At 40.2% G+C, this 14622-nt stretch carries 12 protein-coding genes and 1 pseudogene; 6 read left to right on the top strand and 7 right to left on the bottom strand.

Annotation, left to right across the window (positions count from 1 at the left end; translation table 11 throughout):
• Nucleotides 1-64 precede the first annotated feature (64 nt).
• From BM291_RS09030 to BM291_RS09020, 3 genes are all read left to right on the top strand, one after another.
• Complete coding sequence (locus BM291_RS09030; RefSeq protein ID WP_092896462.1) at nucleotides 65-463, top strand: rhodanese-like domain-containing protein; 399 nt, start codon at nucleotides 65-67, stop codon at nucleotides 461-463.
• On the top strand, nucleotides 460-1830 hold the full coding sequence (locus tag BM291_RS09025) for an NAD-dependent succinate-semialdehyde dehydrogenase (protein WP_092896460.1): 1371 nt from the start codon (nucleotides 460-462) through the stop codon (nucleotides 1828-1830). Before BM291_RS09030 ends, BM291_RS09025 begins: the two co-directional genes overlap by 4 nt.
• 83 nt (nucleotides 1831-1913) lie before the next feature.
• Nucleotides 1914-2891, top strand: a complete 978-nt coding sequence (locus BM291_RS09020) for a pyruvate dehydrogenase complex E1 component subunit beta (RefSeq protein ID WP_092896458.1) — start codon at nucleotides 1914-1916, stop codon at nucleotides 2889-2891.
• Nucleotides 2892-3264: 373 nt separating this feature from the next.
• On the opposite strand, the gene BM291_RS09015 is transcribed toward BM291_RS09020, so the two are convergent.
• On the bottom strand, nucleotides 3265-5778 hold the full coding sequence (locus BM291_RS09015) for a TonB-dependent receptor domain-containing protein (protein ID WP_092896456.1): 2514 nt from the start codon (nucleotides 5776-5778) through the stop codon (nucleotides 3265-3267).
• A gap of 334 nt (nucleotides 5779-6112) precedes the next feature.
• Here BM291_RS09015 and BM291_RS09010 point away from each other — a divergent pair, with 334 nt between their 5' ends.
• Both BM291_RS09010 and BM291_RS09005 read left to right on the top strand, forming a co-directional pair.
• Complete coding sequence (locus BM291_RS09010; RefSeq protein ID WP_092896454.1) at nucleotides 6113-7186, top strand: sensor histidine kinase; 1074 nt, start codon at nucleotides 6113-6115, stop codon at nucleotides 7184-7186.
• A gap of 147 nt (nucleotides 7187-7333) precedes the next feature.
• On the top strand, nucleotides 7334-8080 hold the full coding sequence (locus tag BM291_RS09005; protein ID WP_092896452.1) for a LytR/AlgR family response regulator transcription factor: 747 nt from the start codon (nucleotides 7334-7336) through the stop codon (nucleotides 8078-8080).
• Nucleotides 8081-8085: 5 nt separating this feature from the next.
• On the opposite strand, the gene BM291_RS09000 is transcribed toward BM291_RS09005, so the two are convergent.
• From BM291_RS09000 to ffh, 6 genes and pseudogenes are all read right to left on the bottom strand, one after another.
• Nucleotides 8086-8499, bottom strand: coding sequence for a type II toxin-antitoxin system VapC family toxin (locus tag BM291_RS09000; protein WP_092896450.1), 414 nt, complete (start codon nucleotides 8497-8499; stop codon nucleotides 8086-8088).
• Nucleotides 8496-8744, bottom strand: coding sequence for a DUF6364 family protein (locus BM291_RS08995; protein ID WP_092896448.1), 249 nt, complete (start codon nucleotides 8742-8744; stop codon nucleotides 8496-8498). Before BM291_RS08995 ends, BM291_RS09000 begins: the two co-directional genes overlap by 4 nt.
• A gap of 281 nt (nucleotides 8745-9025) precedes the next feature.
• Nucleotides 9026-9505 carry a hypothetical protein gene (locus BM291_RS08990; RefSeq protein ID WP_092896446.1) on the bottom strand — a complete coding sequence of 160 codons (480 nt, stop codon included), beginning with the start codon at nucleotides 9503-9505 and terminating at the stop codon, nucleotides 9026-9028.
• A gap of 249 nt (nucleotides 9506-9754) precedes the next feature.
• Nucleotides 9755-9904: pseudogene (locus BM291_RS08985) on the bottom strand (signal recognition particle protein); the annotation flags it as partial.
• 26 nt (nucleotides 9905-9930) lie between these two features.
• Complete coding sequence (locus tag BM291_RS08980) at nucleotides 9931-10410, bottom strand: hypothetical protein (protein WP_092896442.1); 480 nt, start codon at nucleotides 10408-10410, stop codon at nucleotides 9931-9933.
• A gap of 264 nt (nucleotides 10411-10674) precedes the next feature.
• Nucleotides 10675-12018, bottom strand: coding sequence for a signal recognition particle protein (gene ffh, locus BM291_RS08975; RefSeq protein ID WP_092896541.1), 1344 nt, complete (start codon nucleotides 12016-12018; stop codon nucleotides 10675-10677).
• A gap of 162 nt (nucleotides 12019-12180) precedes the next feature.
• On the opposite strand from ffh, the gene BM291_RS08970 reads away from it, so the two are divergent.
• Complete coding sequence (locus tag BM291_RS08970) at nucleotides 12181-14601, top strand: glycosyltransferase family protein (RefSeq protein WP_092896440.1); 2421 nt, start codon at nucleotides 12181-12183, stop codon at nucleotides 14599-14601.
• Nucleotides 14602-14622 lie beyond the last annotated feature (21 nt).

Here is a 14622-nt window from a genome sequence, read left to right as displayed (position 1 = left end):
CTTAATCTTGCTAAATTTTCATTTCAATATGGAATGTCAATCTTTCACATCAAACTCATAAACCATGAAACTTCAAAAAATTATTTTCCTAATACTAGCGCTCACTTTAGTCAAGATTGACTTAACCTATGCACAATCTTCTGGGGTAAAAGCGATTAGTGTTTCAGAATTTGAAGAATTAGCCAAAAACAAAGGGGCTGTTAGGATAATTGATGTTCGCACGCCTGAGGAAAAAGCTGAAGGGCATATAGCAAACGCTATAAACGTTGACTACAAAAATGACAATTTCAAAAGTGAGATTGCTAAGCTAAATAAAAACAGAACCTACATTCTTTATTGCAAAACGGGGATCCGGTCTGGCAATGCAGCAGCTATTATGAAAGCAGCTGGATTTACTCATCTCTATTCTCTGGATGGTGGAATTGAAGCTTGGCAGGAAGCTGGAAAACCGATAGAAAAATGACAGTTATCAAATCAATCAACCCTTATTCTGGGGAACTACTAAAAGAATTTAATTCTTTAACCGAAAAAGAAATCCAAGCTAAGCTTAGTACTGGCTCAGTTGCATTTTCTATATGGAAGGAAACTGCTTTTGAAAAAAGAGCTGAGTTGATGAATAACGCAGCTAAAGTACTGAAGGAAAACCGAGAAAAATACGCTAGAATCATTTCTTTGGAAATGGGAAAAGTACTTAAAGAATCTCTATCAGAAGTAGACAAGTGCGCTTGGGCTTGTGAATACTATGCGGAGAAAGCTTCCGAATTTCTTCAAGCAGAGGCTATTGATTTACCTGATGGTAAAAAAGCAAAAGTCATCCATCAGCCCTTGGGAATTATCCTGGCCGTGATGCCATGGAACTTCCCATTTTGGCAGGTGTTTCGCTTCGCCGCACCCACCTTGATGGCAGGTAACGTAGGTATATTAAAACACGCTTCTAATGTCCCTCAATGTTCCTTGGCAATTGAAGAGGTATTTACTCTTGCAGGATTTCCCACAGGAACTTTCCAAAGCTTCCTAATTGATTCCAAAACCACCACGTCTCTTATTGAGGACGACAGAATTAAAGCAGTTACCTTAACAGGTAGCGAAAAAGCTGGCGCTTCAGTGGCCGCAGCAGCTGGAAAAAACATAAAAAAATCCCTACTGGAACTAGGGGGTAGTGATCCTTTCATTGTTTTGAAAGATGCTGACATTAGGAAAGCAGCTGAAACGGCCGTAAAAGCTAGGATGATCAACTTTGGCCAAAGCTGCATAGCGGCCAAACGATTTATTATAGAGGAAGAAGTTTATGAAGAATTCCTGTCATTGTTTGTGGAGCACTTTAGAAATCTGAAGCAAGGAGATCCTATGGAAGAGGATTCTGATTTTGCCTGTATGGCAAGACCAGATCTCGCAGAAGAATTATACAATCAAATTGACAAATCCGTCAAAGCTGGTGCTACCGTACTTTACGGTGGAGATAAACCAGAAGAAGGCTCGGCATTATTTCAACCAGCAATACTAACCGACATTCCAACTTCAGCTCCTGGATATTATGAAGAGCTTTTTGGGCCAGTAGCTACAATTTTCAAAGTGAAAAATGCAGAAGATGCAATCGCTCTGGCTAACGATTCCGAATTTGGATTAGGCGCTTCTATTTGGTCTGAAGACAAAGAAAAAGCAGAGAACTTAGCTAGCAAAATCGAAAGTGGAGCAGTGTTCATTAATGCCATGGTAGCTTCCAATCCCCACCTGCCTTTTGGTGGGGTGAAAAAATCTGGATTCGGCAGAGAACTGAGCAGATATGGGATTTTGGAGTTCGTTAATTCAAAAACCGTGTATTTAGGCTAATCAATTAGGGATTAAGCAGCCTTAATTTTTGGTTTTGGCCAATTCCTTTCTATTTTTACGAGCCAAAATTTTGTCATAAACTAATGAGAGAAATACAGTTTCGTGAAGCCCTCAGAGAGGCAATGTCCGAAGAAATGAGACGTGATAAAGACGTTTTTTTGATGGGCGAAGAAGTTGCTGAATACAACGGAGCTTACAAAGTATCCCAAGGAATGCTTGAAGAATTCGGTCCGGACCGTGTCTATGACACGCCAATTGCCGAACTCGGTTTTTCTGGGCTTGCTGTAGGCGCTGCGATGAACGGGCTTAAGCCTATCGTCGAATTCATGACTTTCAACTTCTCTTTAGTTGCTATAGATCAGATCATCAACTCTGCTGCAAAGATGCTAGCCATGTCAGGTGGAGCTTATAGTGTACCAGTGGTTTTCAGAGGACCTACAGGTAATGCAGGTCAATTAGGAGCAACACACTCCTCAAACTTTGAAAACTGGTTTGCTAATACGCCAGGTCTAAAAGTGATCGTCCCATCCAATCCCTACGATGCAAAAGGCTTGATGAAAGCTGCCATCCGTGATCCAGACCCAATCATTTTCATGGAGTCTGAAGTGATGTACTCGGACAAAGGCGAAGTGCCTGAAGGAGAATATTTACTTCCTATAGGTGTAGCTGATGTAAAGAGAAAAGGAAAAGACGTTACTGTGATTTCCTTCGGAAAAATGATGAAAGTCGCCTTAGAAGCTGCCGAAGAAATGGCAAAAGAAGGGATAGAGGCTGAAGTTATTGACCTTCGTACAGTGCGCCCTATAGATTACGCTACTTGCATGGAGTCTGTTAAGAAAACCAATCGTGTAGTGATCGTAGAGGAAGCTAACCCTATCGCGGGTATTTCTTCTGAGTTGACGTATCACTTCCAGCGTTATGCTTTTGACTACCTAGACTCCCCGGTAATCCGTGTGAACTCTATGGATATTCCTTTGAGCTACTCTCCTTCTTACATAGAGGCTACCCTCCCAAATGTGAAGAGAACAATAGATGCTATTAAGAAAGTATGCTATAAGTAGTTCTTTCTAACTTATAGTAAAGCCCGATTTCACCAGATGAAGTCGGGCTTTTTCGTTTTTAATCATAGCTGTTCTGTGTCACAAGTCGAGTGTCGGATGCAGTCAGGAAACTGCATTGGATTAGGCCCAAGTCTGAAGACTCTAACCTAGTAAGCATCTGTCTATCGTGAGGCACTTAAGGCGCAGCGTGACTTCCACTTCTCTCAGCCTAACAACCTATAAACTAATACAAAAAACATAATGAAGCACTTGTGTTTTCTGTATTAAATCTATGCTCTGCGTGCTTAAAAATCACCAAGCACAAAAAAGCCCGCCCTCAGTTGAGGACGGGTTTTTTTCTTGTAACCCAATCTACTATTTACTGTTTTTAATTTTATTTATTCTGAGTCATTTCAGCTCCACCACCTTCGGTTCCTCCGCCTTTCAAGTCATCGTTAGAAACAGACTTCTTTTTTCTAACCTTTTGATCGATACTTAGCTTACCTATTCTATAGCTGAAATTGACTTTAAAGTTCATGTTACGCATTATGTTCGTGCTATTCTGAACGATAGTTGGCGTGATGATCTCATTTTTGATCTTAAATTCTTTTGAAAGAAAGTTATCTGCTCCGAAACCGATGCTACCTCTTTTCTCATCGAACTGCTTATTGATACCCATTCCGTAAGCTGCGAAGCCTCCAGAAGATCCTTGTAATTGTACACTTCTACCTCTAGCAAAAGTGAACAATTGAACCTGCCAGTCTTTAGGAAGCGTATAGTTACCGAACATACGTCCACTGATTACAAAACCTTCATTTGAAGCAGCGTAAAGAGGATCTGTAAGACCATTATCCAGCATTGAATAATAAGCATCCACACTACCGTTCAAAGAGAATTTATTGCTGATACTGATATTGGTAAAGATGTTTGTACCGATTGCATTTTCATGACCGATATTATCAAATGAGGTATAAATAACACCATCTTCTTGAATTGTTCTTACAGACTGTATTGAACCCGTAGTGTTTCTGAAGAAACCACTGAAGCTAACCATAGTACCTTTGAAGAAGGTGCTATAACCTAATTCATAATTGTCAGTAAATTCTGGAGACAATTCAGGATTACCCTGAGACACCTGAAGTGGATTAGATGAATCGATATTAGGATTCAAGTATCTAAGAGATGGACGGGATATTCTTCTGTTATATGCAGCCTTGATCAAATTACCGTTAGCTAACTTTCTGCTCAAATTCAAACTAGGAACAAATGTGCCATAGGAAGGTATTTCTACAGTCGTTTCGTTTTTAAAATCAGCATTGATCGTAGTGTATTCATATCTAATTCCAGGCTTTATTGTATAATTTTTAAACAAGGTCGCTGTGTAAGAAACATAACCCGCAGTTACATTCTGATCATAGCTAAACTCATTATTAAAGCTTGGACTTAAGTTCTCCACATATTCACCGTCAGCACCTTCTGCCTGAAAATAAGCGAAATCAGAATATGCTTTTCTCAGAATGTTTTTGGCACCATATTCAAGAATTGATTTCCCATCCTTTCCTAGTGGCTCCACGAAATCAAGCTGTACTGTAAATTCCTCATTTTTACTAGGGTTATCATTTTTCAATCGAGAGTCAATTGTTGACATATCCTCTGAAAAAAGTGTATTTACAAATGAATTCTCCCCATTATTTCTACTGTACAATGTCAATAAAGAGATGTCTTTTCCTTTTTCCTCAAAAGTCTTCGTATAGTTCAAGCTGACATCTACAGAGTTTGAGTTGTCTTTTGTATCAGTTTCTCTAAGGCTATTTCTCACCAAAGCACCATCGACGAAGTTTTGAGTAAGGAAATTTTCCTGATTGCTAGATCTATTTCTAATACCAAAATTCACAGCTGCTGTAAGGAAATTATACTTGTCGATTTCGTAATCAACTCCGAAATTATACCTTCCAAATAGTTGGTTGCTCTTAGTATCTGCTGACTGAAGTACCGTAGAAGAAGTTCCGTTCGGATTAGTAAGCACCTGCTGATTATCAAAGCTACCGAAGGTATTATAGCCTGCTCTACCGTGACCACCTAAAGAAAATCCGAATTTACCTTTTCTAGCACTAGCATTAAGTCCTAAATCTGAACCTCTCAAACCAAAGCCAGTACGGATATTGGCCGACATACCTTGTAAGTTATTCTTCTTAGTGATAATGTTGATCACGCCTGAAGTACCTTCTGCATCGTATTTGGCCGAAGGGGAAGTAATTACTTCTACTTCTTTAATTTCATCCGCAGGGATCTGCTTTAAGGCATCTGTAATGCTACTTGCAGCAATAGCTGAAGGCCTACCATCAATCAATACAGTGATATTACTAGATCCTCTCATTGAAACGTTGCCGTCCAAATCTACCGAAAGCATAGGTACTCTTCTAAGCACGTCTGTACCGTCACCACCTGCGGTAGTTTTGTCATTTTCCGCTTTGTATATAGTACGATCCACACGCTCCTCGATCAAGTCACGCTGACCTTGTACCGTCACTTCTTCAAGCGCAAGACCTTCGTCAGTCAATTCAATCTCCCCAATATTAACATCTCCTGTCTTAGAGACTACCTGGATGTTTTTTACAGTTTTGGTTTCAAAACCCAAAAAGCTAATTTTTAAGTCATAAGACCCTGGATCCATTCCAGTGATAAAGAACTTACCGTCTCCATCGGCTACACCACCAGCGACATTAGTATCACTTCCCGCTACATAAAGTGCGGCTGTAGCATAAGCTACTGGTTCACCAGTTTTCACATCCTTGGCAATACCAATGATTTTAGAAGGAGTGGTTACTTTCTCTGGAGTCTGCTGTGCTATCAGGCTGGTCGTGCTGACCAGAAGAATAACTGCGATAATGTTGAATAATTTTTTCATTTGTAGATTGTAGTTGCTCAATTAGTCTGGTGAAAGAAAGATGACTCGTGTTCCTCTGAGGCTTTTCATATCACCAGTTTATTTCAATTGCTGGGCCTCGTGCTTATTGATACCACAAAACAACAGGGTTTGTTTCGCACATTTTTTGGTAATAGACGGAGACGGTAGTTTCATCGACAAACAGCCTCTTTCATCAGACAAAACCGATATATTTATCTATGAGTCTCTTTATCTACTCATATAGACTATTGGCAGTCAAATCAGCCTGATTCGCAGATTTCATTTTATATAGAGGCTACGTTTACGTTAGTTTGGTTACTGAAAATCAGATTATATGATCAATTTAAGTCCCAAAAGAAGCGTTTCCATTCTAGTCCACATCCTGGGCTGGTCGATGCTCAGCACTGTACTATTGTTACTCTCTCCTCTCTCTTGGCGAGTTGACATCCCAGTAGAGTTCTGGATGAGACAAGTATTCATGGCCATGCTGCTCCTTGTCATATTTTATTTCAACATGCTTTGGTTTGTCCCAAGGGTATTATTGAAAGGAAAGCACGCTGTATACCTATTATCAACTATTCTGGGGGCAGTGCTTTTTGTAGGCCTGCTTATTTATGCAGACAACTTTCTCCACCTGCCTGAATTGATGCATAAAGCATTCAATCCCGATAAACCATATGTTCAAAAAGAAAGAAGGATATCAGGAGATATTTTCAATATCATGTTGTACCTACTGACGATTGGAATCAGTACCTCAGTAGCCTCTGTTCAGAAATGGCAAAAAGACGAATCGCTTCGAAGAGAGCTTGACCAACAACGTATCAATACAGAACTCTCTTACCTGAAAGCTCAAATCAATCCGCACTTCTTTTTCAATACACTTAATAATATCTATGCACTGACGAATCTGGATGTTAAAAAAGCGCAGGAAGCACTTTTGAAACTATCCCGAATGATGCGCTATGTATTGTATGAAAATCAGAAGAATGAAACGCTCCTTAGCAGAGAAGTTAGCTTTATCAATGATTACATAGAATTGATGAAAATGAGGCTGACTGAAAAAGTAACCCTAAATATCTCTGTCGATGAACCTAAGGATGATCTGGTGATTGCTCCTATGCTATTGCTTCCTTTTTTGGAGAATTCATTTAAACACGGCGTAAGCAGCCAGCAGCAAAGTGAAATTATGATCAAATTGGAAGTAATGGGAAATACAGTATTTTTCGAAACTCGCAATCACATCTTCTCAGTGCATGCAGAAAGTCCAGAAGCTACAGAAAACGGCATTGGTCTAGTAAATACACAAAGAAGGCTGAGCCTGCTCTATCCAGATAAACATCGTCTGAAATTTGGTAAAGACGAAGCCAAACAAGAATATTGGGTAAATCTTACAATCAATCTCGAATGAAATCGAGCCGGGATGAGGCCGACAGGCATAACTCAAGAGTCACAGACCAAGATGTCGCGTTAGTTATCGGGAAAGATTTGCGAGTTCCCCGTCCGACTGGCGTCAGCCGGGCTGGCATGTGGCCGCTGAAAATCAAATTATAAGCACATGAAACTTAACTGCGTAGCAATAGACGATGAACCACTTGCACTGGAATTACTCAGCAAATTCATCGAGCAAACCGCCTTCCTGAATCTAATCGGCAGGTTTTCAAATGCCATTGAAGCATTAGGCTTTATCAATCAGAATGAAGTACAGCTTGCATTTATGGACATCCAGATGCCTGACCTCTCTGGTATGGAACTAGCTCGAGTGCTGGATGGAAAGAAAAATTCGGAGAAGACCAGGATTATCTTTGCGACAGCTTACCATCAATTTGCCATCGAAGGGTACAAGGTGGAAGCGCTAGATTATCTGCTAAAGCCTTACAGTTACGAGGATTTTTTGAATGCTGCGACCAAAGCTTTTTCCTATTTCGAAAAGCAAGCGCAAACTAAATCTGAAGCTACTACTGGTATTGATGCCGCTGCTCCTGAGTATATTTTTCTGAAAGTAGAATATCAGCTAGTGAAAGTGATGCTCAAGGATATTGGGTATGTAGAGGCCTATAAGGATTATGTAAAAGTGCATTTGCTCTCTAAGCCCAATCCGATTCTTTCTTTGACGAGCTTGAAAAGTATGGAAGAGCTACTTCCATCAGATAAGTTTATGCGAGTGCATCGCTCCTACATCGTGGCGCTGGATCACATAGACTCTGTATCAAAAAACGTAATTCAAATCGGTAAAAATCACATCAGCGTAAGTGACAATTACAAGGAGGCTTTCTTGGAGTTTATGAGTAGATGGATGAACTGAGTGTTTTAAGCAATACTGCTTAAATACTCCTCCGCCGTCATCACTGGCAAGATAGAATTCTTAAAATCCTTCCCATTTCTTGTAATGATGACTGAGCAATTTGCTTGCAATGCTGTAAAATACTGAACGGCGTCTTCGAAATCTTTAAAATCTGAGTTCAATCCTTTGTCAATTGTTTCTTCATCAACAGAACATACCTCACAGAGAATCTTAAACATCCGAAGCTTTTTTAAGACTAAATCTGAGTTTTCAAATTTGCTTAAAACGTAATCTACCGTGGTAAATGAAAGCGGGGAAACAACCAACCTGATTTTCTTTTGATCCGCTAACGTCACGACTTTGGCTATTGCATCATAAAAAGGGATTCTTTCTCCTAGCAGATCCAAAATAACATTGGTGTCCAAGAAAACCCTCCTCATCGGTATTTGCGATCCAAATAATCAGCTCGATCCTTTTTATAGTCATAATCAGCAGGTATTTCAACTCCAGTTGAAAGACTTTTGACAAAGGGAGAAATTTCCAGCTCATCTGTAGGTTGGTCTGAAGTCAAAGAATTTAAGTAATTCTCAATCAATCGAGACAAGCTCAACTTCCTATCAGATGCAAATAATTTAGCTTTTTCAATTATCTCCTGATCAAGCTTTAAAGTTAGTTTAGTATCCATAGCGAAATCAGTTGTACGTGTAAATATAGAACTTTTGTACGTAACATATATAGACTATGTTTTCCTACTTCTGATTTAAGAAGTTTTAATGAGTTAGGCCAAAAGACTCAAGTGTTAAAAAACGTAATTCAAATCGGTAAAAATCACATCAGCGTAAGTGACAATTACAAGGAGGCTATCTTGGAGTTTATGAGTAGATGGATGAACTGAATTGATTTACCAAAACCAAAAAAGGCAGTTTTCTAATTGGAAAACAGCCTTTTTTATTAGTATTATCCCTATTAATTGACCTTTACATAAACCGGTAAAAAAGTACAATAAGCATTCGATGGGCATATAAAAGAAAGTTGGGAATAATCTTCTGAATTAACATAATCACTTGTATAACCTTCCTCTTGTGATTGGATCAATTCCTCCTTCGGTATATAGTTGACATCTTCCACTCCCATGTGATATGACTTACTATAGGTGATAGTGACTTTACCTTCAATGATCGTATAGGAGCCCGAAAAATAACCTCTATAACCTAAAATTGTATCCGATCCTAAGTCAGTGGTGTAGCTCTCTCCAGTCACAGTACCATCAGACTTAAACTCCATCACGTCCACAAAATTGAAAGTTTTATCTATCCATGACATATTCCCCTCAGAGTTATACCTATACTTCCCTTCTATTTTAGCATTAGGAGAAATTTCATCGTCATCATTACAGCTAAACAAAATAAAGAACAAGGCGAACAACGGAAGCAGTTTTGTTTTCATCTGAAAATTGGTTTTGTGAAATTAAAGTTTTTGCTGAAAAGATTAAAATCGAAATCTTAAACTTTACGTCAACGATCTTCCAAACGCTACTATTTTGGTCCAATATTTTAAGAATTAGTTGAAAACAATTAATTAAGATCAGCTTCTGGAGAAGCAGGACAACTGCGTTCTCTGCGAAAACTCTGTGTCCACTGCGGTTAAAAAAGTTAAAAAAACAAAAAACCCGATCACTCGTCCGGGTTTCAATTTCTATCTTCTTCCTCCCATATCTGGAAACAGCATCTTGCCCATCGCGGCTTTGGCACTGCCCATGTTGTTCATCTTCTTCATCATCTTACGCATATCCGCAAACTGCTTCATTAAGTTGTTTACCTCCACAGTAGTTCTACCTGATCCAGCAGCTAGCTTTTTTTGTTAAGTTCTACTTAATCAATTCTCTTATAGATTAAAGTACCAGCACAGTTTGCATACGGAGGACAAATAAATGACAAGTTGGAATAGTCCTCTGCAATGCGATATTCCAAAGAAGAATCCGCTCCCTCCGAAACCACCAAATCCTCTTTTGGACTAAAATTAGCATCCATCAGGTTCATATAATATAGCTCATCGTAAGATATTGTAAGTACTCCTTCAGAGATCATATAAGTTCCCGAAAAATAACCTCTATAGCCTAAAATTTCATCCGAACCTATCTCAGTGGTATAGCTTTCACCACTTACAATACCGTTCGATTTGAACTCCAGCAAATCCACAAAATTATACTTTACATCTCCCCAGCCCTTGTTACCTTGACTGGTGAACTCATAAGTACCTTCAATTCTTGAATTTGGAGATGGTTCCTCCACATCTTTACAACTAAAAATGATTAGAAATAAAGAAACTAACGGCAATAGTCTTGTTTTCATAATTGTATGTAGTTCAAGTGAATATAAAATATAGTTAGAATAAATAAAAACGAAGTCTTAAACTTTACGTCATACATTCCCCATACGCTACAATCTTTATTTACTATTTTAAAAATTGGTTTAGAAAAAAACAAAAATCAAGTCCATATGTAAGATCAGAACAACGACATTCTTCACTCCCTCTACCCGGTTAGTCACCTTACCTACCGCGATAAAAACACAGTGAAAAACAAAAAACCCGATCTCTCGACCGGGTTTCAATTTCTATCTTCTTCCTCCCATACCTGGAGGCAGCATCTTGCCCATGGCGGCTTTGGCCCCGCCCATTTTGTTCATCTGCTTCATCATCTTACGCATATCCGCAAACTGCTTCATGAGGTTGTTCACCTCGACGATAGTTCGGCCAGATCCGGCAGCAAGCCTTTTTCTTCTATTTCCATCAATCAGATCAGGCTGCTCACGTTCGGCGGGAGTCATGGATCTAATGATTGCTTCAATAGGCTTAAAGGAATCATCGTCGATATCCATCCCTTTCATAGCTTTGCCCATGCCAGGAATCATCCCAAGTAGATCCTTGATGTTACCCATTTTCTTCACCTGCTCCAGCTGAGAAAGAAAATCATCAAAGTTAAAATTATTGGTACGAATCTTCGAATTGATACGCTTGGCTTCATCTTCGTCAAAGGACTGCTGTGCTCTTTCCACCAAGGAAATCACATCACCCATTCCTAGGATTCTCTGCGCCATACGATCTGGGTGGAATACATCCAGATCTTCCATTTTCTCACCAGTAGAAATAAACTTAATCGGCTTATTTACTACGTGACGAATGGAAATCGCAGCACCACCTCGTGTATCACCATCAAGTTTGGTCAAAACGACTCCGTCGAAATTTAAACGCTCGTCGAAGGTCTTCGCAGTATTCACCGCATCCTGACCAGTCATGGAATCGACTACAAAAAGTGTCTCTGATGGATTCAAGGCTTTTTTCAACGCCTCAATCTCATTCATCATCACATCATCCACTGCCAGACGACCAGCTGTATCGACTACAACGGTTTTCTTTCCAGTTTTCTTTGCGTAGGCGATTGCATTGTTAGCAATATCCAAGGCATTCTTATTCTCAGGTTCAGCATATACTTCTACACCGATCTGCTCACCCAATACTTTCAACTGATCAATCGCAGCTGGACGGTAGATATCGCAGGCTACCAAAAGGACTTGACGACCTTGCTTCTTCAAGTGAGCACCAAGCTTACCAGTAAAAGTGGTTTTACCAGAACCCTGAAGACCTGAGATCAAAATAATCGCTGGATCGCCAGTGATTTTGATATCCTCCTTTTTACCACCCATAAGCTTAGTAAGCTCTTCCTGAGTGATTTTGATCAGTAATTGACCTGGAGAAACAGAAATCAACACATCTCTACCTAGCGCTTCCGTCTTGATAGTATCCGTGACTTCTTTGGCAACTTTATAGTTAACATCGGCATCGATCAAAGCTCTTCTGATCTCTTTGACGGTTGTTGCGACGTTTATTTCGGTAATTGTCCCGGTTCCCTTCAGTGTTTTGAAGGCCCGGTCTAGTTTTAGGCTAAGATTATCAAACATTCCTTTATTGTGGCTATTTGGTGCAAAAGTAATGATTTTCATCAGTGATAGAAAGGAGTCTTGCATCTATTCCAGCCTGAGACTACCTATTTTTGTAGATGGGGTTTGCCTATAAATCCTTAATTTGCGTTTCCATCCATTATCCAAAGAAAAATTCTTTTCATGCAGTTGAATTTCAAAAGAGACGTACTTCCCCATTTGGTGGGAATCGCCATTTTCTATGCTATTGTAGTCGTTTATTTCGCTCCTGTAGTTCTTCAGGATCAAGTGATCACTCAGGGTGATATTCTAAAGTGGGAAGGTTCTGCCACCGAAGCCTTGGATTACCGGGAGGCTACCGGCGAAGAAGCACTTTGGACAAATAGCGTTTTCGGCGGAATGCCAGCCTATTTTGTCAGCTTGGAGTTTGCCGGTGACATCACCACTTCACTGCTTTCAATCATCACGTTAGGCCTTCCTCATCCGGTGAACAGTCTTTTTCTAGGGATGGTCGCCATGTATGTGCTCATGCTGACTTTCGGAGTCAGGCCGGCTTTTGCCATCATCGCCAGTGTTGCATTTGCGCTGAGTTCATACAATCTTCTCAGTCTCGCTGCTGGTCATAACGCCAAAATCTGGGCAATCAATCTGATCCCGGTAATTCTACTCGGCATTCATTTGGCCTTTGAAAAGAAACATTTACTCGGAGCAGCGGTCATGGCACTGGGACTTTTGCTTCAATTGAAGTTCAACCACATTCAGATCACTTATTACACTTTGATCATTTCGGTGATCTACGTGACTGTTAGACTTATTTTTGACTGGAAAAAAGAGGGTTTTCCACAACTAGCAAAAACTATAGGTTTTCTGGTTTTAGGAGCAATATTAGCTGTTGGTGGAAATATAGGCAGATTAACTACCGCCCTTGAATACACGCCTTATTCTACTCGTGGACAAGCTACTTTAGAGTCAGCATCCGCAGGATTGGATAGAGATTATGCCTTCTCTTGGTCCAATGGGAAACTAGAGACCTTAACCTTATTAGTCCCAAATTTCTATGGAGGCGGGAGTAGCACTCCTCTTGGCAAAAATACCGCGTCTGAAAAAGCTTTGCGAAGCAATGGACTTGACCCAGCACAAATCAACGGATTCCTTGCTGGCGCGCCTACATATTGGGGAGATCAACCCTTTACAGGCGGCCCGATTTATGGAGGTGCGATCTTAGTTTTCCTCGCATTTATAGGGATTTGGGCTGCGCCAAAAGAAAGTCTATACACCTTTGGAGCGATCATAATTCTATCACTATTACTTTCCTGGGGGAAAAATCTAAGTTGGTTTAACTACCTGCTGTTCGACATACTTCCTGGTTACAATAAATTCAGAGCGGTATCCATGGCACTAGGAATGACGCTATTTGCTATTCCTGCATTGGCTGCTATTTCACTGGAAAGATTGTACAGAAACAAAGATTTCAAACCATTGTATATCGCTGGAGCGGGAGTTGGAGGACTTCTACTTCTTCTTGCTGTTGGCGCTGGAGTCTTCAGATTTGAAGGAGCAGCAGATGCGGGTTTGCCAGATTGGCTGATTGATTCCTTGAGACAGGATCGTAAGTCTATGCTTTCAGCAAGTGCTTGGAGAAGCTTGGCGCTAGTTGCAGCAGCTTTCGCCTTGATCTACCTTGCCATGAAGGGCAAAATCTCTGATATCGTCCTAGGACTTGGGATTTTCGCCTTGGTCACGATTGACCTTTGGACAGTCAATAAGCATTATTTGAATGACAATTCTTTTCAAGAAAGTCCAACCAAAACATACTTTGCAGAAACTCCTGCAGACCAGGAAATCGCCAAAGACGATTCTTATTTCAGAGTATTAGACCTCACAGAAGGACTAACCTCCACAGGCAAATCTCCTTATAGATTCCATAGTCTTGGCGGATATCATGGTGCCAAAATGCGTAGGTATCAGGATCTATTGGACAATCGCTTAAACTTTGAGCTAAATGGCTTTGTTAAAAAAGCTCAGGAAGGTGAATTTGACTTCGCTGGAATTCAGACGATCAATATGATGAATACAAAGTATGTCATCGCCGGAACTTCAGCAAATTCAGTATTTGAAAACCCTGAAGCCAATGGCCCAGCTTGGGTTCCTTCGCAGATTGTCACTGTGCAGACTAACCAAGAAGAAATGGATGAACTGGGCAGAATAAACACTAAAGCTCAGGCTACGGTGAATGCAGCCGAATTCGGTGAGATAAAAGCAGGATCTGGTCAAATTACTCACATCTCCTATTCTCCAAATGAGTTGAAATATCAGGCAGAAATGGATACTGAAGGCTTGGTAGTTTTCTCAGAAATATATTACCCAGTGGGATGGACAGCAACAATAGATGGGACCGAAGCTGAAATCTTACGAACCGATTACCTTCTTCGCGGATTGATCGTGCCAGCAGGAACTCATGAGATTGTTTTCAAGTTTAGTCCAACCAGCTATACCTCCACGAAAACACCAATGATCGTATTTCAATATTTAATCATACTATCCTTGTTTGCTGGGGTGTTTTTCACGGTAAAAGAAAAAAGAGAGAACTCCACTTCACAATGAATTAGTAAAGCGGGTCAACAT

It is taken from the genome of Algoriphagus aquimarinus (genome assembly GCF_900112005.1).
GTDB lineage: Bacteria > Bacteroidota > Bacteroidia > Cytophagales > Cyclobacteriaceae > Algoriphagus > Algoriphagus aquimarinus.
Note: the sequence above shows the minus strand (reverse complement) of the source record. Positions and strands in the feature narration are given on the sequence as shown.